General features: G+C 36.9%; 25 protein-coding genes. 8 read left to right on the forward strand and 17 right to left on the reverse strand.

The features are described from left to right. Nucleotides 1–599: 599 nt before the first annotated feature. Nucleotides 600–1,853, reverse strand: a complete 1,254-nt coding sequence (locus B0G92_RS00070) for an ABC transporter permease (protein WP_101470648.1) — start codon at nucleotides 1,851–1,853, stop codon at nucleotides 600–602. A gap of 6 nt (nucleotides 1,854–1,859) precedes the next feature. Between B0G92_RS00070 and B0G92_RS00075 the strand changes: the two genes are divergently transcribed. Both B0G92_RS00075 and B0G92_RS00080 read left to right on the forward strand, forming a co-directional pair. Then, the gene (locus tag B0G92_RS00075) at nucleotides 1,860–3,146 is read left to right on the forward strand and encodes an exo-beta-N-acetylmuramidase NamZ family protein (protein WP_101470649.1); all 1,287 of its coding nucleotides are present in this window, start codon (nucleotides 1,860–1,862) and stop codon (nucleotides 3,144–3,146) included. Between the two features lie 82 nt (nucleotides 3,147–3,228). Next, nucleotides 3,229–3,453 (forward strand): hypothetical protein, encoded by a 225-nt coding sequence (locus tag B0G92_RS00080; RefSeq protein ID WP_143394973.1) that lies wholly within the window; start codon nucleotides 3,229–3,231, stop codon nucleotides 3,451–3,453. Nucleotides 3,454–3,462: 9 nt separating this feature from the next. On the opposite strand, the gene B0G92_RS00085 is transcribed toward B0G92_RS00080, so the two are convergent. Together B0G92_RS00085 and B0G92_RS00090 are read right to left on the reverse strand one after the other, a co-directional pair. After that, nucleotides 3,463–3,699: a hypothetical protein gene (locus B0G92_RS00085; protein ID WP_056072481.1), complete on the reverse strand. Its 237-nt coding sequence runs from the start codon at nucleotides 3,697–3,699 to the stop codon at nucleotides 3,463–3,465. A gap of 13 nt (nucleotides 3,700–3,712) precedes the next feature. Next, nucleotides 3,713–4,207 carry a YkgJ family cysteine cluster protein gene (locus B0G92_RS00090; protein WP_056072478.1) on the reverse strand — a complete coding sequence of 165 codons (495 nt, stop codon included), beginning with the start codon at nucleotides 4,205–4,207 and terminating at the stop codon, nucleotides 3,713–3,715. A 63-nt stretch (nucleotides 4,208–4,270) separates the two neighbouring features. On the opposite strand from B0G92_RS00090, the gene B0G92_RS00095 reads away from it, so the two are divergent. Then, the gene (locus tag B0G92_RS00095; RefSeq protein ID WP_101470650.1) at nucleotides 4,271–4,990 is read left to right on the forward strand and encodes a class I SAM-dependent methyltransferase; all 720 of its coding nucleotides are present in this window, start codon (nucleotides 4,271–4,273) and stop codon (nucleotides 4,988–4,990) included. On the opposite strand, the gene B0G92_RS00100 is transcribed toward B0G92_RS00095, so the two are convergent. The 11 genes from B0G92_RS00100 to B0G92_RS00150 all read right to left on the reverse strand — a co-directional run bounded on the left by B0G92_RS00100 (nucleotide 4,987) and on the right by B0G92_RS00150 (nucleotide 13,679). Next, nucleotides 4,987–6,144, reverse strand: a complete 1,158-nt coding sequence (locus tag B0G92_RS00100; protein WP_101470651.1) for an aminotransferase class V-fold PLP-dependent enzyme — start codon at nucleotides 6,142–6,144, stop codon at nucleotides 4,987–4,989. The two genes, B0G92_RS00095 and B0G92_RS00100, sit on opposite strands and share 4 nt — an antisense overlap. 62 nt (nucleotides 6,145–6,206) lie before the next feature. Beyond that, nucleotides 6,207–6,611, reverse strand: a complete 405-nt coding sequence (locus B0G92_RS00105) for a DUF2059 domain-containing protein (RefSeq protein WP_101470652.1) — start codon at nucleotides 6,609–6,611, stop codon at nucleotides 6,207–6,209. Between the two features lie 24 nt (nucleotides 6,612–6,635). After that, a complete protein-coding gene (locus tag B0G92_RS00110) occupies nucleotides 6,636–7,037 on the reverse strand; it encodes an energy transducer TonB (protein WP_101470653.1) in 402 nt (133 codons plus the stop codon). A gap of 5 nt (nucleotides 7,038–7,042) precedes the next feature. Continuing rightward, nucleotides 7,043–7,675, reverse strand: coding sequence for a 7-carboxy-7-deazaguanine synthase QueE (locus B0G92_RS00115; RefSeq protein ID WP_056072465.1), 633 nt, complete (start codon nucleotides 7,673–7,675; stop codon nucleotides 7,043–7,045). A gap of 145 nt (nucleotides 7,676–7,820) precedes the next feature. Further along, nucleotides 7,821–9,524: a tetratricopeptide repeat protein gene (locus tag B0G92_RS00120; RefSeq protein ID WP_101470654.1), complete on the reverse strand. Its 1,704-nt coding sequence runs from the start codon at nucleotides 9,522–9,524 to the stop codon at nucleotides 7,821–7,823. A 20-nt stretch (nucleotides 9,525–9,544) separates the two neighbouring features. Then, complete coding sequence (locus tag B0G92_RS00125; protein WP_056072459.1) at nucleotides 9,545–10,462, reverse strand: PstS family phosphate ABC transporter substrate-binding protein; 918 nt, start codon at nucleotides 10,460–10,462, stop codon at nucleotides 9,545–9,547. Nucleotides 10,463–10,476: 14 nt separating this feature from the next. Then, nucleotides 10,477–10,710, reverse strand: a complete 234-nt coding sequence (locus tag B0G92_RS00130) for a hypothetical protein (protein WP_056072456.1) — start codon at nucleotides 10,708–10,710, stop codon at nucleotides 10,477–10,479. Beyond that, nucleotides 10,710–11,528: an energy transducer TonB gene (locus B0G92_RS00135; RefSeq protein WP_101470655.1), complete on the reverse strand. Its 819-nt coding sequence runs from the start codon at nucleotides 11,526–11,528 to the stop codon at nucleotides 10,710–10,712. The genes B0G92_RS00130 and B0G92_RS00135 overlap by 1 nt, the downstream gene beginning before the upstream one ends. A 32-nt stretch (nucleotides 11,529–11,560) precedes the next feature. Beyond that, complete coding sequence (locus B0G92_RS00140; RefSeq protein ID WP_101470656.1) at nucleotides 11,561–12,133, reverse strand: ExbD/TolR family protein; 573 nt, start codon at nucleotides 12,131–12,133, stop codon at nucleotides 11,561–11,563. Nucleotides 12,134–12,155: 22 nt separating this feature from the next. Then, on the reverse strand, nucleotides 12,156–12,770 hold the full coding sequence (locus tag B0G92_RS00145; RefSeq protein ID WP_101470657.1) for an ExbD/TolR family protein: 615 nt from the start codon (nucleotides 12,768–12,770) through the stop codon (nucleotides 12,156–12,158). A gap of 78 nt (nucleotides 12,771–12,848) precedes the next feature. Further along, nucleotides 12,849–13,679: a MotA/TolQ/ExbB proton channel family protein gene (locus tag B0G92_RS00150; protein ID WP_101470658.1), complete on the reverse strand. Its 831-nt coding sequence runs from the start codon at nucleotides 13,677–13,679 to the stop codon at nucleotides 12,849–12,851. A gap of 452 nt (nucleotides 13,680–14,131) precedes the next feature. Here B0G92_RS00150 and B0G92_RS00155 point away from each other — a divergent pair, with 452 nt between their 5' ends. The 4 genes from B0G92_RS00155 to B0G92_RS00170 are packed head-to-tail and all read left to right on the forward strand — an operon-like array spanning nucleotide 14,132 to nucleotide 17,696. Then, nucleotides 14,132–15,655 carry a helicase HerA-like domain-containing protein gene (locus B0G92_RS00155; RefSeq protein WP_101470659.1) on the forward strand — a complete coding sequence of 508 codons (1,524 nt, stop codon included), beginning with the start codon at nucleotides 14,132–14,134 and terminating at the stop codon, nucleotides 15,653–15,655. Further along, complete coding sequence (locus tag B0G92_RS00160; protein WP_056072438.1) at nucleotides 15,656–16,024, forward strand: DMT family protein; 369 nt, start codon at nucleotides 15,656–15,658, stop codon at nucleotides 16,022–16,024. Next, nucleotides 16,024–16,386, forward strand: coding sequence for a cupin domain-containing protein (locus B0G92_RS00165; RefSeq protein ID WP_101470660.1), 363 nt, complete (start codon nucleotides 16,024–16,026; stop codon nucleotides 16,384–16,386). Before B0G92_RS00160 ends, B0G92_RS00165 begins: the two co-directional genes overlap by 1 nt. Before the next feature lie 41 nt (nucleotides 16,387–16,427). Continuing rightward, entirely contained in the window at nucleotides 16,428–17,696 is a 1,269-nt protein-coding gene (locus B0G92_RS00170; RefSeq protein ID WP_056072432.1) for an NAD(P)/FAD-dependent oxidoreductase, read from the forward strand. An 82-nt stretch (nucleotides 17,697–17,778) separates the two neighbouring features. On the opposite strand, the gene B0G92_RS00175 is transcribed toward B0G92_RS00170, so the two are convergent. Next, entirely contained in the window at nucleotides 17,779–19,128 is a 1,350-nt protein-coding gene (locus tag B0G92_RS00175; protein WP_056072429.1) for an FAD-dependent oxidoreductase, read from the reverse strand. A gap of 291 nt (nucleotides 19,129–19,419) precedes the next feature. On the opposite strand from B0G92_RS00175, the gene B0G92_RS00180 reads away from it, so the two are divergent. Continuing rightward, nucleotides 19,420–20,295, forward strand: coding sequence for a proprotein convertase P-domain-containing protein (locus tag B0G92_RS00180; RefSeq protein WP_180326379.1), 876 nt, complete (start codon nucleotides 19,420–19,422; stop codon nucleotides 20,293–20,295). Between the two features lie 98 nt (nucleotides 20,296–20,393). On the opposite strand, the gene B0G92_RS00185 is transcribed toward B0G92_RS00180, so the two are convergent. Both B0G92_RS00185 and B0G92_RS00190 read right to left on the reverse strand, forming a co-directional pair. Further along, the gene (locus B0G92_RS00185) at nucleotides 20,394–21,890 is read right to left on the reverse strand and encodes a serine hydrolase domain-containing protein (RefSeq protein WP_101470662.1); all 1,497 of its coding nucleotides are present in this window, start codon (nucleotides 21,888–21,890) and stop codon (nucleotides 20,394–20,396) included. An 88-nt stretch (nucleotides 21,891–21,978) separates the two neighbouring features. Next, nucleotides 21,979–22,548 carry a helix-turn-helix domain-containing protein gene (locus tag B0G92_RS00190; protein WP_101470663.1) on the reverse strand — a complete coding sequence of 190 codons (570 nt, stop codon included), beginning with the start codon at nucleotides 22,546–22,548 and terminating at the stop codon, nucleotides 21,979–21,981. Between the last annotated feature and the right edge of the window lie 15 nt (nucleotides 22,549–22,563).

Here is a 22,563-nt window from a genome sequence, read left to right on the forward strand (position 1 = left end):
CGCGGAGCGGCTGCAAAGGTAACACTCTTTTCGAGTCCCGCAAGCCTTTTCGGAAAAAAAATTTTATTTTTTTTGCCGGAGGCCTTACCGTTTTTGCGGACGGCAAAGATATGGACCTTTTCCGTTTCTCGCAAGCTTTTCGGAATTTTTTTTTCCTGAAAGCCGGTATCGCATTTCTTCTATGAACGTTGCCCTGATTGCGGGTGCAAAAGTAAAAACCTTTTTTGAAACTCGCAAATTTATTTTTGGAAAATTTTATTCCTTTTTTAAATCTGCTTCCTGCCAGTATTTACCTATGAACTTCGCCTTTATTGCGGGTGCAAAAGTAGCACCTTTTTCCGCTTCCGCAAGCTTTATCGTGACTTTTTTTCAAACTTTTTTGCAAGGCGCTGGAAAACAGAAGTCTATAGACGAACTTTTTTTAAGATTTTTGACACCAAAATTCGACAAACCATCTAAAACAAGGGAAGCGGACTGTAAAGTATATTAAATGACGGGTAAAACATCCTGAAAAAATGCCTGAAAAAAGCATTATTTAAGGACATAAGAGAGAAAATCTTTCAGAAATCTTCCAAAAGACACTTTCTTCTTATATAAACCTATTCAAAACGGATCGCTTTTACCGGAGAAATTTTCGTTATTATATAGGAAGGAATCAAAAGAACAGCCAGACAGATGATCAATGTCCCTACATTTAGCAGTAAAATATACAACCAATCCAAATGGGCAGGTGCGACATTCACATAATAACTGTCCGGATTTAGTTTTATAATACCGAATTGCTGCTGAATAATAATAAGACCTGTTCCAATACAGTTGCCCCAAAGCAGACCACGGACAATTAAATAAAAGGCATTGTACAAAAATATCTTGCGTACTGACCAATTGTTTGCTCCTATTGCTTTGAGTATTCCGATCATCTGGGTTCTTTCCAATATAAGAACCAGCAATGCAACTACCATATTAATAGTCGCTACAATAATCATTATTACTATAATGACAATTATATTAAAGTCAAATAGCTGCAGCCACTCAAATATATTATAGTACTTTTCAGAAATTGTCTGTGTATCGAGTGTTTTGGATGCATCTTCTTTATTTTGGGTATTGTCATAAACCTGCTGCCCTTTTTGCTCAATCTTATTAAAGTCGTCAATAAAAACTTCAAAAGCACCCACCTGATCCGGTTTCCATTTATTGATTCGTTGCAAATGACGAATGTCACCTATTATATAGGTAGCATCAAATTCCTGAAATCCGGAATTGTAAATCCCTGCCACTACAAATACTCTCAGGTTAGGCAGCTGATTACTGTTTTCTTTCATGAAAAAAGTATTGAACTTATCGCCTACTTTTAAATTGAGCCTGTCAGCAAGATATTTTGATATTAAAACATCCGGTGTCAATTTATGCATTACATCCGGCAATTTACCCTGAATAAGATATTCCTCCAGATTCTTCCATTGGTAATCTTTCCCTACTCCTTTATATATAATACCTTCAAAAGAAGTTTCTGTCCTGATGATTCCTGCTTTTGTAGCAACAGCCTGGATATGGTTGATTCCATCTACGCTTTTAAACTTCGGATAAAAATCCTGATGGGTAGAAATAGGACTGATGCTTACCTGCGATTGGTTATCGTCATAATTGGTAATAATGATATGTCCGTTAAAAGCCGCAACCTTTTCACGTATTTTTTGCTGCAATCCAATTCCTGTTGCCACAGACACGATCATCATGATCATACCTATTGCAATAGCGGCAATCGCAATTTTTATAATTGGTGCAGATATACTACTTTTATGATTTTTAGCAGCAATCAGTCTTTTGGCTATAAAATATTCTAAATTCAATTTTGTATGATATCAAATATGGTTTTCAAAAATACAGCTTTATTCTTGGTTTTGTCAATTCTTTCCTGCGGAAATTCATTTAACACAAAAGCAAGAAGTGAAAAACCAAAAGCTCAGGATACAATCAAAAGTTCCAAATCTTCTACTGCAATTGCTGAAATAAAAACCGGTGCTGACGACTGGATAACTTACCTCCCCGTTTTAAAAAAACACAAGAGCATTGGTATTGTTGCAAACCAAACCAGCATTGTTAATTATAATCCTAATGCAAAAAACAGAGACGAGCTTCGCACCGAATCTGCAACAAAATCTATGCACCTGGTCGATTGGCTGGTTGAAAACAAAATAAATGTGACCAAAATTTATGCTCCCGAACACGGATTTAGAGGCACAGCTGATGCAGGAGAATTAATAAAAGATGGAAAAGACACCAAAACCGGAATTCCAATAATTTCCCTTTATGGTGATAATAAAAAACCAAAGCCGGAACAATTGGCAGGAATAGACATTCTGGTTTTTGACCTTCAGGATGTGGGCGCCCGTTTTTATACTTATATCTCTTCCTTACATTATATAATGGAGGCTTGTGCCGAAAATAAAATAAAACTATTGATTTTAGACCGTCCAAATCCAAACGGCAATACCGTTGATGGCCCCGTTCTCGAAAAAGAGAACTCGAGTTTTATAGGAATGCACACGATTCCGGTACTTCACGGCATGACTATAGGAGAATATGGAAAAATGATAAATGGTGAAAAATGGCTTAAAAATGGAATTCAATGCGAATTGAGCGTGGTTCCGTGTGTAAATTATACTAAGGATATGAGCTACTCGCTCCCAGTGAGGCCTTCTCCAAACTTACCAAACGACCAATCCATTAACCTGTATGCCAGCTTATGCTTTTTTGAAGGCACGAATGTAAGCCTGGGAAGAGGAACAGAGAAGCAATTCCAGATATACGGCTCTCCTTTTCTTCCAAAAACTGACTTTAGTTTTATTCCCAAACCTAATTTAGGTTCAAAAGATCCGTTACATAATGGTAAAGTGTGTTATGGTGAAGATTTGTCGAATGCCCCAAAAGTAAAGGGTATTGAACTAAAATGGCTTTTGAAAGCCTATGCTACCACAGCTGATAAATCGAAGTTTTTTATTCCTTTCTTTACCAAATTAGCCGGAACCAAAAAGCTACAGGAACAGATTGAGGCCGGAATGACAGAAGCCGATATCAAAAAAAGCTGGGAAAAAGGAATTGAAGATTTCAAAAAAATAAGAAAAAAATATGAAATTTATTGATTGGAATCTTCCTGAAAATATGTATTTTTAGGTGCGGCTATTTTTAACGGTCGCATTTAAATCTTAATAAAATAGCTATAAAATGAATACATCGCAACTACTTTTGGATTATATGGACAAACTGCAGGAATTTTTCGAATGGATTGATTCTTATGTAGACAAAGCCATTGAATTATTCCATAACGCAAAGGAATGGGTCGAGAAAATATTAGAATATATCAAAAGAGGGATCGATTATGTTGTTGACGCCATAGGTGGCCGATTTGACGAATCAATCGAACTTCCCGAAGATTATATCTTTGTCTAATAAACGGCCTTACTTTGTAAGGTCTTTTTTTTGCTTTCTGGCAATCCTGTTCGCACCTGATTTTGCAATAAACATCAAAAAGTAAAGTACTATCAAAACGATATATATCAGGGCTGTCATAATAACAGCCTCCATAATTTTATCGAAAAGACCTCTAACTACAACATCCTGGTTGACAAAAACCAATAAAACTGAAATAATGGCTGAAGCCAAAAAGATGTAAAATAAATTTCTTTTGTGTTTCATACAGCAATTGTTTTTACAAAGGCATTCTTTTTTTCATTTCTTCTACAATATTATAAGCAGCCGGACAAATTGCTACGTTCTGCAATGTCAGGTTAGAAATCTGCTGGAATTTTTTTCTATCCGTATGCGGATATTCTCTGCAAGCTTTGGGCCTGACGTCATAAATCATACAGTAATTTTCAGCATCCAGAAAAGTGCACGGCACACTTTGAAGTACGTAATCATTCTCTTCATCAATCCGAAGATACTGATCGATGAATTGTTGTGGCTTCTGCCGAAAATGTTTGGAAATCCTCTCAATATCTGCAAGAGTAAAAAGCGGTCCGGTTGTTTTGCAACAATTGGCACATTTCAGGCAATCTGTTTTTTTAAATTCCTGATCGTGCAATTCCTGCATGATATAATCAATATTCTTCGGCGCTTTCTTTTTAAGCTTATCGAAATACTTCTTGTTTTCGTTATGCTTATCTTTGGCCAGTTTTGGAAGATTTTTAATTACTTGTTCCAACTTCGTTTATTTGCGGACAAAGTTACACTTTCTTCCTTATCTTTTTAAACTATACTATAAATCATGAAAGACCTTTTTGGAAAAGCCATATTAGATTATCAGACAAACAACTCTCCGGAAAACCTGATTACTGAAACTTCAATTTCTGAAGCCGATGAAATGAGCGTTGCCTATTTGTTCCGAAATTATTCTACTATGCCAAAAATTGAAAAAAAAGCAATGAATCTGGCAAAGGGAAAAGTACTGGATGTAGGTTGTGGAGCCGGAAGTCATAGTTTATACCTTCGGGATATAAAAAAAATGGAGGTTCTTCCTATTGATATTTCTGACAATGCAATTCAAGCCTGTCGATTAAGAGGTCTTGACAATGCAAAAGTTCAGGATGTGATGCAGTTGGATTCCAATAATTCAGAAAACAAGTTTGACACCATACTGCTTCTGATGAATGGTACAGGAATTTGTGGGAGGTTAAATAATATGTCTGGCTTTCTGCAACAGCTGAAATCTTTATTGACACCAACAGGGCAAATTCTTATCGACTCTTCTGACATCATTTATATGTTTGACGAAGATGAAGACGGTGGAAAATGGATTCCGACTGAAAGAGACTATTATGGTGAAATTACTTTTACCATCTATTATAAGAAGGAAGAAGAGAAACCGTTTGATTGGCTGTATGTTGACTATAATACATTACAAAATGCTGCACTTGCCAATGGTTTGCAATGCGAACTGGTTCTTGAAGGCGACCATTATGACTATCTCGCCAGGCTGACTCTTTAAGTTTTTACTAAATTGGTTGTTTCTATGATTTCTTGTAAGACTTCATAAAGCCTGTCTAAATCCTCCTGTGAATTATAGGCATTTATTGAATATCGTATATAAAAATCCCCATTTAGTGGCATAACCGGTATTTCGATTTGGTATTTTTCAAAAAGCAGTTCTTTTAGCTTTTGAGGTTCGTCGGTGCTGACCGGAATACTTGCCATTTGTCCTAAAAATTCTTTTGTAATAGGACATATTGGGGTTGTATTTAGCAAATCGCAAAAACGCTGGTAGTTATTCAAAACTATTTCTTTGCAATTTTCTGCTACTTCGTTCCAATTATTTATTTCGAGAAAATCAACAACTACCGGCGTACATAAAAAAGAAGAGATATCTCTAGTGCCCTGGTATTCATGATAATCCAGAAATTGTGTCCCGGCTATTGTTTCGTTATTATAGCCCCAACTCACCACCAACGGATCCAAATCGTCCTGAAATTCTTTTTTTACATACAAAAACGAACTCCCTTTTGGTGCCAGCATCCATTTGTGTAATGTTCCTGTATAAAAATCAGCATCTATCTCTTCAATATTTAAAGGAATATGCCCCGGAACATGTGCCCCATCAACAATAGTTATCAATCCCAATTCCTGGGCTTTCTTACAAATTTCCCTGACCGGAAAAATGAGCGCCGTTGCACTGGAAATCTGATTTATAAAAACAACTTTAGTATTGGAATTATAGCCTTTCCAAAAATCTTCCAATAGTTGTTCTTTTGAAACTATTGGCAGGGAAATAGGTTGGCGTACATATTTTGCACCTGTTTTTTTACAAAAATATGCCCATGTTTTATCCATTGCCCCATATTCATGATTTGTAGCAAGGATTTCATCACCCGGCTGAAGGTTCAGGCTTCTCATAACTGTATTAATGGCAACAGTTGGATTGGGTGTAAAAAAGAAATCCTCGGGTTGGCAGCCTATATATCCTGACAGTTTTTCTTTTGCTTTTTTCAAATATGTCTCCGCTTTTTTCTGGATGAAATAAACGGGTTCATTTTCCAATTCCAATTGGAATCTTTGATATTCCTCAAATATCGGTTTTGGGCAGGCGCCAAACGAACCGTGATTTAAAAAAGTGATGGATGGATCAAGTAGGAAAAGCTGTTTCATGGGTAAAAAGGTATAAAAAAACCCAAATATAAATTTGGGTTTTGTATATAAAATATAATGTATTACTGCATGTATTTCATCATGATGCTTTGCAATTCTACACCCCAGGCCTGAGCCGCTTCCATAGTTTTTTCAGTCAGGACTCCTGCTTTGGAAGTTATTTTTTTTCCTAGTGGAGTTTCATAGAATTTAATCATTTCTTTAATCTCTGCATGTGTATATTCTTTCATATAAACATCAGCAACTTTATCAAAATAAGATGGCATTGTTGCATCAAAATCTTTTAAGAATGCTGCCTGTTTTGCTTCAGGAATCATTCCCAGGATTTGTTTTTTTGCCACATCAATCTGAGCAGATGCGCCTGTCATCTCAATAACTTTTTTTACATCATTTTTAAAAGCTGCATCTTGTGCAAACCCAATTTGAGTTGCCAATACAAATGCAAATGTTACTACTAACTTTTTCATTTTATTTGTTTTAATGGTTGTTATTTATCTGTGAGATGTAAATACGATTGGAATTTTCATCTCTACACTAATCGCTTTTCCGTTTTTCATTGCCGGCTTCCACTTGGGTGACATTTTCAACACCCTTATGATTTCTTCTCCGGTTTCGATATCTGAAAATTGCAAAAGCTTAATTTTTTTTATACTCCCATCTGGTTCTACATTAAACGAAACCAGATTCTTACTTTCTGTTTTTGAATTCTGAGCTTTAAATTCTTTATTGAAGAAGTTGAAAAACTCTTCCATCCCTCCCGGAAATTCGGGATATTGTGAAATTTCCGCTCCGTATACATCTTCCGTATCCATTAATAATTCCTGTGAACGGACATCAGATGATAAAAATAATAAAACTAAAAGAATAAATACTTGTTTTACCCAATTATCCATAACTCCTAAGGAATATTCAAATATTTATGCGTTTGAAGCGACACTCTCCATTTTGGATTATTCATTACATAGTCAACAATCAAAGGTGTCATTGCTTCTTTCTTGCTCCATTCCGGCTGTAGAAACAGTATGGCATCTTTATTAACCTTTTCTGCCTGTTCCTCTGCAAAAATAAAATCGTGTTTGTTGTGGACAATTACTTTTAATTCGCTTGCATTGTCATAGACTGTTTGGGTAGGGAGTTTATTTTTTTTGGGAGAAAGCGTAATCCAATCCCAGGTTCCGGAAAGCGGATAGGCTCCCGAAGTTTCAATATGTACTTTTAAATCTTTTTCTTTCAGTTTTTGTGTCAACGGTCCCATATCCCAGGTCAGGGGTTCGCCACCTGTCACGACAACAGTATTTGCATATTTTTTTGCGTTCTCTACTATTGCTTCAATTGCTGTTGGCGGGTGCAATTCTGCATTCCAGCTTTCCTTAACATCACACCAATGACATCCTACATCACATCCGCCAACACGGATAAAATAAGCTGCCGTTCCTGTGTGATATCCTTCGCCCTGAATGGTATAAAATTCTTCCATCAAAGGAAGCATTACCCCTTTTTCAACAGCGATTTGTAATTCTTTCTTCAACATCATCTTTAAAAATAGTCTGCAAAGATACGGATTTGATTTTGGATTGCAGTTTTTAAAAATAAGCCTTTAAACAAAAGTTTATGATAATTCCAAACAGGTATAAAAAAAACCGGCATGTGTGCCGGTTTTTAAAACAATTGTTTTATTATTTTTTCAATACGTCCAGAGATTCTTTGATATATTGGCTGGTTGGATCTAACGCCAAAGCCTTTTCAAAATATTCTCTTGCTTTTACCTTATCAGATATTGCGTAGTGTGAACCAATATAAGAATAAGCTCCAATCAAACCTGATTTCACGTTTTCTTTGGCTAATTCTGCTTCGCCTTTCGCATGTACTACTTCAATATATTTTTGGTACGCAGCAACAGCAGCTTCTTTAGCTTCCGGACCAAGAATAAATCTGTTGATTTTTGCTTTGTTCAGATGTGCATCCTGAGTTGTTGGCGAACCTGCAACTACAGCTGCATAGGCTGTATCTGCTTTTTTAAGCAATTCCTGTATTTCCGGTTTGTTTCTTTCTGCATCGGTTTTCAAGTCGTTTGCCACATAAAACAAAACTGCGTTTCCAAGGTAGAAATTGTCAAGAAGCGCATTTTTAGAATTTGGTGCTTTTGTAGCCGCTTCAAAAACTTTAGTGGATTCCAGATATAGTTTTTGCTTGTATAATGACACTCCTAAATCACTAAATTCAGAACCAATAGCCGGGTCAATGTCAGTTGCTTTTGTTAAGTCAGCCATTGCACTGTCAAACTGAGCTTTATCTGTGATAGCACCTTCAGCAGAAATTGCTTTACCTAATTTTGCTTTTGCCAGGAAAAGGTAATCTCTTGCACTGATTCTTTTTGGGTCAACTTTCGCCAGAAAGTCATTCAATGCTTTGATACTTTCATCATAGTTTTTGTTTTCATAAGCTGCATAACCTAAATATCTGTAGATTCTAGGGTTTACCTTATCCAGCTGTTGCATTGCCTGCGCTTCTTTCTGCAAAGCTTCATAATCTTTAGCAAGAATCAGGAAGTCAGCATGACGCATTCTTGAGTCAAGAGAATAATCCGTAAGGCTCATGTATTTTTCATAATACTCTAATGCCTTTTTGATGTATTCCGCACGTTTTGACGTGTCGCTGGTACTCCAGAAATAATAGGTCTCGGCTAACTCACGGTAAACAGGACCATAGTTTGCATTTAATTTGATTACTTCGTTAAAAGCTGCTATTGCTTCCGGGAAAGCCTTGGCATTTTTTGTAATAACACCTAATTGCATTTTAGCACGCAATAATGAATTATCCAAATCATAGGCAGTTCTGTAGGAACTGTAGGCACTGTTAACATCAGCATCACCAAATTGAGCATCGCCCAGACTCAAGAAAGCCTGTGCATATTTAGGGTCAACAGCAATTGCTTTCTTTAAAGAAGTTATTGCTTTTTTATAATCATGCTTTTCAGAATTTATATAGGCTCTACCTATGTATAGAAATTCTTCCACATCTTTCTTTTTCAAATTGGCGATTGCTTTATTGAAATTAGCTTCTGCTTCTGATACGTTTCCGTTATCCAAACTGATTTCTCCTAAGCCGATATAATTGAAATTGCCATTATCTTTGGCAACGATTCCTTTGTCAAAATAAATCTTTGCAGAATCTGCATTATCCAGAGCAAGGTAAACTTCTCCTAAATGAAAATAATTTTTCCCTTTATCAGGACTAGATGCGATTAGTGATTTAAGGATTGTTTTGGCTTTTTGATATTGTTCCGCGTCGATTGCTTTTTTGGCCTGCTCTAAATCCTGAGCAAAAACAGCAGTTCCGAAAAACAATAACGACAAACTGATAAACTTAATTTTTTTCATTTCTTCGTTCTTTATAATTTTTATTTATTTTCGATGTCTTTTCTAACTTTTACTTCCCGTAAAGCCAGCCTGACAGGAGCCAGTCCGGATTTTAAAACGATCCTCTGTCCTACGTCTCCTGCTACAAAAGTTGCAAAACCCATACCCAAACCAACAGAACCTTCATAATTTAACATATAGATTTTGCGTGTCAGAGGATATAATCCCTCTGCCAGATTGGTTTGACTAGGTTTGTAATAGGCTGATGAATTAGGTTCACTTTTAACATTTTTGACTGCCAAAACCTTAACATTGGTTGTGGAATTCAACATGTCCGGCATAGGCTGTGTCATCCAATTCACCCCAATAACACCAATATAGCCTTCATTTTCACTGATGTATTTGATAACATCATTATTTGATTTTAAAGCAAAGATATTTTTGCTATCTACTTTAGTCACCGACGCTTTCCTGCTTAGAAAGTCAATAGTGCTTGAGTTGGCATTATCGAAAACCAGCCCCTTGATAGAAGCAACCGGTTTTCCATTCATAAAATCGATAACGTTTTGCAAATCGATAACCGAATCTTTTGCTTTATTATTGGCAATGAGAGCAACACCGTCAATTGCAATTTGGGTTATTCTCGGAACAATGCCTTTATCTGTAAATCTTTTCTCTTCGCTTTTTGACAAAACTCTTGACATTACTACCAGCTTTGTTGTATCATTTTTTAAAAGGTCAAGAATGGCTCCTTCTGTTTTGGGAACCAGATTTATCTTTTCTGTTCTTTCACTTTGAAAAACGGCAAGCTGGTCATCCATCATTGGCATGACGGTTTCATCAACATAAAACGTAGCCGTCTGATCTTCTTTTTTCTTCTTGTCTGCACAAGAATCAATAAAGAAAATTGTCATTATAAATCCAAAAGAATAGAATAGAAATCTTAGATATTTTGGCATTTGTACAATTGTTTTTATTGTTGGTCTTTTTTGATAAAACGTATAAATCTAAAAAAAGAATATACGATTAGCAGTAATCCGAAAGCTATTCTGTAGGGTTTAGGCATTTCGATTGGTATGTCTTTCCAAAAAATAATAGCCATACCCATGACAAAATACATCAAAAAAAACAGCATTCCTAAAATAAGAAGAAATCGCCCGAGGAGCGATTTCTGATCTTTATTGGTCCTGTACTTACTACCGTCCATTAATTCGATTTGATCACTAATTTGATCGGAAGGTTGTATGAAACACGCACTGCTTTACCATTTTGGATACCAGGCTTCCATTTTGGAGCTGATTTCAACATTCTGATTGCTTCCTTACCTGTTCCGTAACCTAAGTCTCTTACAACTTTGATGTCTGTAAGGCTACCATCTTTTTCAACAACGAAGTTTACGATTACGTTACCGCTTACATCGTCATCTACTTCAGGGATTCTGTAATTCTTTTTTACATAAGCATAGAAACCTGCAATACCTCCAGGGAATTCCGGTAAAACTTGTACGGATGTATAAATTTTGTTCGGATCTTCCTCAATTACTTCAGCATCTACTTTGATTTCACTTTGTGTACCATCAAGAACTACTTCCCCACCTTCTTTTGCCTTTACTGTTTCAGAGCCTGTTTTTTTAAGTTCTTCCACAACAGCAACTTCTTCTCTTACGACCTGTTTGTCTACAACAACCGGCGGTACGTATTTTTGAATGTCTACATTACTCTGAGTCTGTTTTTGAACAACCGGCTCAACAATAATCTCTTCCTTCTTTATTGGCTCCTGCACATTAACCAAAACCACCTGTTCGTCTAATACTTCCTCTTCTTTGGTCATATTTTCAGAAATGAATTTAGAAATGATTGGAATGCAAACCATGAACAAAAATATAACTGCACCAATAGCCAATGCTTTTAAGGTTCTCTTTCCGCTGTTGGTACGTAATTCATACGCACCGTAGCTTTTGTTTCTGCCTTCAAAAACATTTTCAATCCAGCTTTGTTCGAATAAGTCTAATTTTGAATTTGACATATTTTAATGTTTTTAGATTTTAATGAATCAGACTAATAAATTTTATTGTCTTCCAAAAATTTAATGTCTGCATCTGTTATGTCAACAATCGCATATTTTTTCACTTTTGTAATAGCCATCTCATCCAGAATATCAACCAAATTTTTATAATTTGATTTCTTACTTGGTTTTATGATAATGGTAATACCACTTTTTTCAATATCAGCACCGTCTGCTTTGTTTTTTGCATCAACTGCTGCCTTTTTATTAAGGATCAAATCTCTTACTCCTGTTTTTCCATATCCGGTAGCAACAGGTCCATCCAAAGGCGGTCCGTCAAATCTACCACTATACCAAACCAATTTATCGTTAGAACCTAACACTAATGTCAGGGTTCTCCAGGCTGGTGTTTCTGGCGGAACCGGATCATCTTTTTTAGGCTCATCCGGCATTGCCAAATTCATTGATTGAGGCTTAGACAACGTAGTTGTTAATATAAAGAAGGTAATCAATAAGAATGCCAAATCCACCATAGCCGTTAAGTCAACCGAAGGATTTGCTTTTTTACTTCTTACTTTGCCACCGCCTTTTTTACCACCGCCGTCGCCAGTATTTAATTCTGCCATTTCTTACGAATATATTATTTTATTAAAAATCATCACTTCTTAGACCAGTAACCAGGAAAAAGTTATTCTTATTTTGCTTTTGCAGAATATCTAAAACTTTTTTTACTGTTGGGTATTCTTCTTTAGCATCACCTTTTATAGCGATATCCAAATCTTTACCATCCATATCCTTAACTACTTCTCTTGCAGTTTTTACCCAGTCAGCTAATTGATTATTGAGCGAATCAAAAGGAATTCCAGGTTGCACCCCTTCTTTCATTCTTTGTTCGTTTTTCATATCAATCAACTGTTTCATCTGCCTGATATCAACTCCAAAACCGTCAATAAGTGCAAATTTCTTTTTATCTGTGTCTGAGAATTGGATATTGTATTTTTCTCCCATTCTTTTCAGAGTTTCCTCTCTGGTTGCTCTTCCGGTTACGCCAAAAAACACTTTCTCTTTACCAATTGTTAAGGTAGCTAGATTTTCTTCCGGCAATTTGGTCTGAACCGTTGAGGCCGGAGTATCTACTGGCAAAGCTTCAGGGACTTTTGCTGTAGCTGTCATAATGAAAAAGGACAGAAGAAGGAATGCCATGTCACACATCGCAGTCATGTCAATTCTGGAACTTTTCTTTGACAATTTTATTTTAGCCATTGTTTTTACTTTTTTAATCAAAGCCGAGAAGGAGAAACTTCCCTTCCCATAGCTTTAATATTATGAAACTTATTTTAATTAGTCACGGTTTGTAGCTCTTCTGTAAGCCTGAGTGATAGTAAAACCAGCCTCATCAATAAAATAAGTCAATGTATCAATTTTAGAAGTAAAGTAGTTGTAAACCACAACCGCAAGAGCTGAAGTTGTAATACCTGTCAATGTGTTGATAAGTGCTTCAGAGATACCGTTTGCCAATTCTGCCTGGTCTGGAGTTCCAGAAGTTGCCAATCCGGCGAACGCTTTAATCATCCCCGATACCGTTCCCATCAATCCTAATAATGTACCTAAAGATACCAATGTAGAAAGGATAGTCAAATTTTTCTCAAGCATTGGCATTTCTAATGAAGTAGCCTGCTCTATTTCTTTTTGGATTACTTCAGATGCTTTTTCAGTATCGAAGTTCTCTCTTTTAACTTCCTGGTATTTAATCAAACCTGCTTTTACTACGTTTGCAACAGAACCTTGTTGCTTATCACAAGCATCTAATGCACCTTGGATATCTCCAGATGAAATCTGACCTTGAACGCTTTTTACAAATTTTTCAACATCACCTTTTCCTGCTGCCTTAGAGATCACAAAAAATCTTTCGAATGAGAATACGATTGTCATTAATAGTAATCCCATCAATACAGGAACGATATATCCTCCTTTGTAAACCATTCCTAAGTAATCACCTTGTAATGGCTGTCCTGTGTTAACTCCTCCTTGGAAGTGAGAACCGTCTCCCATTATAAACTGCCATACTAGAAATCCAATTACAATACAAAATAAAATCGTCAATCCTGCAAATAAGTTAGAGCTTTTGCTTCCTCCATTGTTTTGAACCTTTGCGTTTGATGCCTGTGCCATTTTTTTTAATTTTAGTTTTTTAATTTTTAGAATTTAATTTTGGTAATAGATAAAATTATTTATCCCTAGATATTTTATAAGAACGACAAATTTATATTTTTAGTGGATAAAAAAAAATAAATTGCTGTTTTTTATTCCGTCTTAACTATATATTATTACAATCTTAACGAATAAATAATAAGAAATTTAAAATAATTAGTCTCAAAAAAAGAGATATTTCTCTGGTTTAAAACAACTTAAGTCAATTTTATCAAAAAAACAGCCTGTTTCAGCCCTAACAAACTCTATTTTATAGCGTTGAATTATAACTTCATAATAATAATTTTATTACACTCCCTAATATTAAAATTATATGCCAATTATTTAAGGTATATTTTGTAGCAATAAATAAAAACAATCCTAAATTTGTAAATATTTGTTCATTTCTATTCATCCTAAACATTTTTTTGCTCATGGCTTCCAAAGAAGACTTCATCAGTCATATTAACACGGGTTATGCTACAAAAGGAGAAAGCATCACGTTAGGTGGCGCTATTTTTAACGGAGAAGCACTCCCGGATGCACACATTAAAATCCCTTTAAAAACCTTAAACCGCCACGGTCTTATTGCCGGAGCAACGGGAACAGGAAAAACAAAAACGATACAGGTCTTTTCTGAACAGCTTTCATTATTAGGCATACCGGTTCTGATGATGGACATCAAAGGAGATTTTAGCGGTATAGCCAAACCAGGCATTGAACAGCCATTTATTACAGAACGTCATTCCAAAATAAATATTCCTTATCAGGTATCGGGATTTCCGGTGGAATTGCTGACACTGTCCAAACAAAATGGAGTTCGCTTGCGTGCCACCGTTTCGGAATTCGGACCGGTATTGTTTTCAAGAATACTAGACCTGAACGACACACAGGCAGGGGTCGTTGCCGTAATCTTTAAGTATTGTGACGACAACCAGATGCCATTGCTTGACCTGAAAGACATTAAAAAGGTAATCAATTATATTACTGAGGAAGGCAAAGCCGAGATTGAAGAGCATTACGGCAAGATTTCCACTTCAACTACCGGCACTATACTTAGAAAAATAATTGAGCTGGAGCAACAAGGCGCCGATATTTTCTTTGGTGAAGTATCATTTGATGTCAATGACCTGATGCGGATTGACGAAAACGGGAAAGGATATGTAAACATTATCCGCCTGACCGATATTCAGGACAAGCCAAAACTTTTCTCTACTTTTATGTTGAGTCTTCTGGCAGAAATCTACAATGTGATGCCGGAACAGGGCGATTCCGGACAGCCGGAACTGGTTATTTTTATTGACGAGGCGCATTTAATTTTCAATCAGGCCAGCAAGGCTCTGCTTGACCAGATTGAAACCATCGTGAAACTGATTCGTTCCAAAGGAATTGGAATTTATTTTGTAACCCAGAATCCTATGGATGTTCCAAGTTCTGTTTTGGCGCAGTTGGGATTAAAAATCCAGCATGCTTTAAGAGCTTTTACCGCCAATGACAGAAAGGCTATTAAGATGACTTCTGAAAATTATCCTATTTCAGAGTATTATAAGACCGATGAATTATTGACTTCCCTGGGAACCGGAGAGGCTTTGGTTACGGCATTAAATGAAAAGGGAATCCCAACGCCGTTGGCCGCTACTATGATGCGGGCACCTATGAGCCGTATGGATGTTTTGACTGATGCCGAGATTGGGGAAATCAACAACAGTTCCAAACTAACCCGGAAGTATAATGAAGTTATTGACAGGGAAAGCGCTTATGAGATGCTGACCAAGAAAATACAGGATATCCAACAGCAAGCTGCCGAAACCGCCCAAAAAGAACAGGAGGCAAAACAAGAAAAGAAAGCCGCAAACGAACCGATGAGCCAAACGACGAAAAGCATTATTAAGGTAGTCACAAGCGCTACTTTTATAAGAGGCTTTTTTGGGGTGCTCACTAAAATATTTAAAAAATAAATGAAAAGCTTTATCACGATAGGACTTTTGGTGCTATCTAATATTTTTATGACCCTGGCCTGGTATGGTCATTTAAAATTTAAGGAATTGAAATGGTTCGAGAATGCCGGATTAATAACTATTGTTTTGATAAGCTGGGGGCTGGCTCTTTTCGAATATTGCTTTCAGGTTCCTGCCAACAAAATAGGTTTTAACGGAAATGGCGGTCCATTTTCTTTAATGCAGCTCAAGGTGATACAGGAAGTCATCACTTTAGTGATTTTTGTAATTTTCTCACTGCTGTTTTTCAAGAACGAGACTTTCAGATGGAATCATGCCGTAGGTTTTGTATTCCTTATTCTGGCGGTTTACTTTATATTTAAGAAATAATGAAAAAATACACCCTGCAAAAAAGCCCTTTTGTTGTCCCTACAAACGACGGCAAACTAATCGAAGAGCATTTCGGGAATGCCACCAATAACAATTCAGATGTTTCTATTGCGCATATGGTTGCGCCTCCAAAATGGAGCGAACCATTTCAGGTTCCCGAATTTGATGAGTATACCTATATTATAAAAGGTAAAAAGCAGTTTATTATTGAAGGCGAAACTCTAATTTTGGAAGCTGGACAATCGATTAAGATTGAAAAAAATGCCAGAGTACAGTATTCCAATCCGTTTGACGAACCTTGCGAATACCTGTCGGTCTGCCTGCCTGCTTTTTCTTTAGAAAAAGTTAATAGAGAAGACTAACCCTTTTAAATTTGGTAACTTTACATACAAATGAAACCTGTATGGAAACCCAAAAAAGAATCATTATTGTAGGAGCCGGATTTGCAGGACTTACCCTTGCTGAAGACCTCGAAAATACCGGCTATGAAGTATATTTAATTGACCGTAATAACTATCACCAATTCCAGCCGCTATTATATCAGGTGGCTACAGCAAGACTTGAACCGGCAAGTATTTCTTTCCCGCTCCGAAAAGTTTTCCAGCGTTCCAAAAACGTAAAAATCAGAATTGCAGATGTTTTGTCTGTTGAGGCTGATAAAAAATGCCTTAAAACTTCAATCGGAGATTTTTCTTATGACTATCTGGTACTGGCTTACGGTTGCCGAACCAATTATTTTGGGAACAAGGATTTGGAACATTGTGCCTTTCCTATGAAATCGGTTCCGGAAGCAATTCAGCTTAGAAACCGCATACTTCAGACATTTGAAGATGCCGTCATTACAAAAAGTCCGGAAGAACTGCAATACATACTCAATTTTGTAATTGTAGGCGGCGGACCAACCGGAGTAGAATTAGCCGGAGCTTTGGCAGAAATGAAGAAGAATATTTTGCCTAAGGATTATCCGGATAAGGATTTTTCAAAACTTACGGTGTATCTACTGGAAGGTTCTCCTAATGTCTTAAATGCCATGAGCGACGATTCTAAAAAAGCATCCCGGAAATATCTGGAGCAGCTTGGAGTTATCGTTAAAACCGGCACTGTGGTTGAAAATTATGACGGGCGAACCGTCCGATTGAAAAACGGAGAAACGATAGAAGCCAAAAATGTTATCTGGGCGGCAGGCGTAACCGGCAATCAAATTGAAGGTATTCCGGAAACCGCCATTACACGAGGCAACCGACTTATTGTTAACCGTTTTAATGAAATAGAAAACCTAAAAGATGTTTTTGCTATTGGAGACATTGCCTATATGACTACTCCCAAATATGTAAATGGTCATCCGCAATTGGCAGCAGTAGCAAACGAACAGGCAAAAGTTCTGGCTAAAAACTTTAAGCTTCTGGCAAAAAACAAGCCTTTAAAAGAATACGAATATCACGATAAAGGTTCCATGGCCACGATTGGAAAAAGGAAAGCGGTGGTTGACCTGCCAAGCTTTAGCTTTCAGGGACGATTTGCATGGTTTACCTGGATGTTTGTACACTTAATGCTCATTCTGAGTGTAAAAAACAAACTTACTATTTTTGTGAATTGGGCTTTTAGCTATTTCAGCAACGACTCAACACTAAGGGTACTCATCAAGCCGGTTACTAAAAAAGTAGACAATTAGGAGTAAAATGTATTTATAAAAAAACAGGGATTAATCATTACGATTTAATCCCTGTTTTTTTATTGGTACGTTGATTACGTATTTATTTGGTTTTTCTGTTTAGCAGTTCCAAAATTCTTTCTTCTACTTCAGGACTGTCCCATTTTGCTTCGATATTGTCCATTTTCAAAACTTCTTCCATAAGCTGATTTTGGAAATCACCTACTTCCAAAGCCTGAGAATAAGGATCCAGACTAAAAGTGACCCTGCTGTATAATGGCAACCATTTGTCAGGATATTTGTCTGAAAATCTTTTTTCTATTTTTTTCTGAAGCAGGAATTTTTCATCAGCCGTTTTAGAACTCATTTCCATGAAATTTCTATAGGACAATTCAGCTATTGCATCAGCATTTGGTTTTCTGCTTTGTTCATATTCTTTGAAAATACGTTCCCAATCGTTTCCGAATTGCTCCATAAAGTCATTCAATACGGTTATATCTTCAAAACCTGCATTCATCCCCTGTCCGTAAAATGGCACGATAGCATGACAGGCATCTCCAATCAGCGCTACCTTGTCACCATAAGTCCACGGATAGCATTTCATAGTTACCAAAGTACTGGTTGGATTTTTGAAAAAGTCTTCGGCCAGATTTGGAATAACGTCAACGGTGTCCGGCAGGTTTTTTTCAAAAAAGCTTTCCACCTTTTCCCTGTCCGTAAGTGATGCAAAAGAGTTCTCGCCTTCAAATGGCATGAAAAGCGTACAGGTAAAACTTCCGTCCAGATTAGGGAGTGCAATAAGCATATAATCTCCCCGCGGCCAAATGTGAAATGAGTTTTTATCCAGCCTGTGCGTTCCATCAGGATTTGGCGGTATGTTTAATTCTTTGTATCCTGTTTGCAGAAATTCCTGGGAATAATCAAACATGCTTTGTCGTTGCATTCTATGGCGGATTCTGGAGAAAGCGCCATCAGCACCAAAAACAACATCATATTTTACGGCTTCCCATTCGCCTCTTTCTGTTTCTCCAATATGCAGTGTGGCATCTGCCAGTGTAACGTCCCAGATTTTCTTTTCAAAGAAAAATTTTGTTCCCACTTCTTCAGCCAAATCAATCATTTTTCTGTTGAGGGTTCCTCTTGAAATGGAATAGATACTTTCACCTTCCTTGCCATAGGGCTGAAAATTGAGCTTATCCTTTAAATGAATTGCTCTTTTATCCATTGGGATAGAAATTGCCCGTACTGCATCTCCTACTCCAACCCCATCAAGAGCTTTCCATCCCCTGTGTGACATGGCTAGATTTATCGAACGTCCGGAAAATTGAATTTTTCTAATATCGGGGCTGCGGTCATATACATGAACAGAATGACCTGCTTTTCTAAGGTATATTGCCAAAAGCGAACCCACAAGACCAGAGCCTACAATTGCAATATTTAAGGGATTTTGCATTAAGTGTAGAATGTAATTAAAGATTTCAAATTTAAGGAAATAACATCATAATTATATAAAAACAGGTATTTATTTACAATCGTTAAACAAAATAAGGTAAAAATGCAAAATTTAAATATTTAATTCACTTAATTAGTTAATTTACAATAAATTAATTTACCTTTACCTTAATTTCCTGAAATAAATATTTAAATACAGAAAATACCACTATCTGTTCCAAATAAAATTTCCCCTATGAATTACAGAACCAATGCTGTAATGAGTTTTATTATTAATTTAAATATTGTATCTATGAAAACAAAACTACTTTTTTTCTTTTTGATGTCTTGCGGACTAGCTTCTGCCCAGACTTATTCTTTTAATACGGTAACACCTATTCCTGATGGTGTTGGCACAAGCTGTGCTTCGGGCGCAACTAGTATTGGCAACGTAGTAACGACTATCAATGTCCCTCTTACGCCTGCCATTACCGACCCTACAAAGGTTACAATCAACCTGGACCTGGTTCATACCTGGCTGGGCGATGTTGTTGCCAAATTAGGAACTCCAAGTGGTGCGTCCTGCGCTCTGATTAAAAGGATGGGAGCCACATCTGACACCAGTTGTGGCGATAGTTCTGATTTTGCATCCGGCAATATCCTGAGCTTTAATGCGGCCAATACGACAACCATTAATGTTGCCACTCCTGGCTCAACCCAGAGTATCCCTGCAGGTTCCTATGCTCCAACAGCCGGCACATCTACGTTTCCTACAGACATTCCCTTATGCAACCTGAGCACCTTCTTAAATGGTGTGGTAGTAAACGGTAACTGGACAATGACTTTATATGACAATGGTGAAGAAGATACGGGAAGCCTGAACTCATGGCAGATTATTTTCAGCACCGGTTTTGATTTGGACACTCAGGATTTCCTTTTCACTAAAAGAATTTCTGTATTAGGAAATCCGTTTACTGAAAATTTAAACCTAAAACTGAATGAGCCTGGTGATACTGTATTGCGTATTTATTCTATTGACGGTAGAGAAGTTTTCACTAAATCCTATGCAGCTAATGATGTTTCTCAAAATATCACTATCGATTCTTCATCATGGCAGCAAGGGATTTATCTTTTAGTTCCTGAAGTTGAAGGACGCAAGCTTAATGCAATCAAACTGGCAAAAAAATAATCCCTCCGTTTTTCCCAAAAAAAAGAAATCCTGTAGCAATTTATGCTGCAGGATTTTTATTTTTGACTTCTGTATCTTCGGATTCGGCTGACCATTTTTTACTTTGTCTCAATATCTATAATCTTTTCTCCATATTTACCGAGATAGTATTTTACTAAGACTTCATAAAGATTGCCACCAACATCGGAATTGGTAAAAATCAGCAACGCCTGTTTTGTTTTTGGCAGGATGAATGCCATTGTCCTAACCCCTAAATCAGCACCACCATGTGCCAGGGCATATTTTCCATTTTCCAAATCATAGATTTCAAAACCCAATCCAAAGTGTTTGCTCTTTTCGCTTGCCGTTTGCGGAGTTACCATTTCATTAAAAACCGATTCTTTCACTAATTCACCATTCATTACACCTGCCAGAAATTTACCGTAATCTTCAACAGTAGTCAGCAAATTATCTGCAGCATTGGGCGAATTGTGTTTTTCAATCGCATAGGATTTTAGTTCCATATCATAACCTAAGGCATATCTTGATTCGTCCATATTTTTATTCCAAACATAACTCGTTTCATCCATTTTCAAAGGTTGGAAAATCAATTCAGATGCCAGCTGTTGCAGGCTTTTATGGAACTTATTTTCTAAAGCTCTACGCAAATATTCAAATCCCTCGCCGGAATATTGGTAACCGTTTCCGGGTTCAAACAGAAAACTTAGTTTTTTATCCGCATTCATCCATCGCCAATTCGGGAATCCGGTTTGATGGCTTAGGACATGCCGGGTTGTGATTTTTTTACTTTTCGGGTCTTTGGTTATATCCGGGTCTGTCCAATAATTGTAAATGGGCTTATCTAAATCCCATTTTCCTAAACTGACCAATTTTAGCGCTACCATTGCGGTTACAGGCTTGGTTAGTGATGCTACGTTAAAAATGGTATTATAAGGCGCCGGAACTCCGGGTTTGATTTCTCCAAAAACCTTTAGCTGTTGCAGCTCCCCATTTTTGATTATCCCGAGACCTAATACTGGCACTTTGTTGTTTTTTAGCCATTTTTCAACAGCTATATCATCATCAAATACCGGGGTGGCTGCTGATTCCAATTGTTTTGTAACGTGTTCATAGCTGTAGGATTTTACGAGTTTCCATTCACCATTTTCCAAAAGCCAGAGGTGGCTGAATCGGGCCGAGCTACCAAATTTTTCTGGCTGCTCGGTTTCTTTTTCAAAAAACTGATGTATTCCTGTCTGGAGTGCACCATATAATTCCCCTCCATTTGACTTTTCATACAGTGCATAAATTTCTGTACTCACCGGAAGCAACTCTCTCCGCGCCTGATAATTTTTCGGATTGCGGCACAAACCGCCTTTAAAGTCTTTTAGAAATTTCTTTTTATCAGATATGCCATCAATGTCATGAAAGAATTCTAATTTTTCACTCATCAGGTTTTCAAATTGCGAAACATCGCAGGTATTAAATCCTATGTTGAACAGCAGACTGTCTTTGGACATAATAGTTTTATATAACTCACTTGTCTTTTCAACCTGCGCCTTTCCTTGCAAAAGGGCAAAGAGTAAAAAGAATGTAAAATAGCCAGATTTATTCATTGCCGTAATTTTTCGCAAAGGTTGGGCATTATCGTTTTATATACCTAAAAATCAACCCGACAAAAACCCGACAATGTACCTGACAAGATTATATTATATTGAATTTCAACCGATAGTACAGCTTCTTTTTCTTATCTATTTCTGCCACATTACGCAGTATGATAAATACATTTGACAGCACAATTGCAATCATTAGTACCAAAGTGAATTTCCTTCCGAGTTTCAGAAATATGCCAAGCATAAAAACGACAGGCGCTAAAATGGTCCAAAGAATCTGGACGGAAACGATTTGTTTGACAAGCTGGTTTTTCTGTTTTAAAACGGCTGCCAGAATTAAAGGAGCAATAATATTCAAAGGAGGAAGCACCGCAAAAAGTAGGGAAGAAAGATTTATTAATTTGATTTTGGAGTAGTCAATAGCAGGTTCCTGAGAACTGATTATTTTTTCGCTTTCGACTGTTGTTTCAGTTTTTATGCTTTTATCCGATAAATCGCTTTCGCGCACATCTAAAACTTTTGCCAGCGTTTTGAGCGTATAACCTTTTGGTTGTGTTCCGGCTTCAATACGTTGTATGGTCCTGACAGAAATTCCCGATTTTTCAGAAAGTTCTTCCTGGGTTAGGTTTTGCTGTTCACGTAGGAGTTTTAGGTTTGGCATTTCCAATTCTTTCTG

The organism is Flavobacterium lindanitolerans, assembly GCF_002846575.1.
In the GTDB taxonomy this organism is placed as follows: Bacteria; Bacteroidota; Bacteroidia; order Flavobacteriales; family Flavobacteriaceae; genus Flavobacterium; species Flavobacterium lindanitolerans.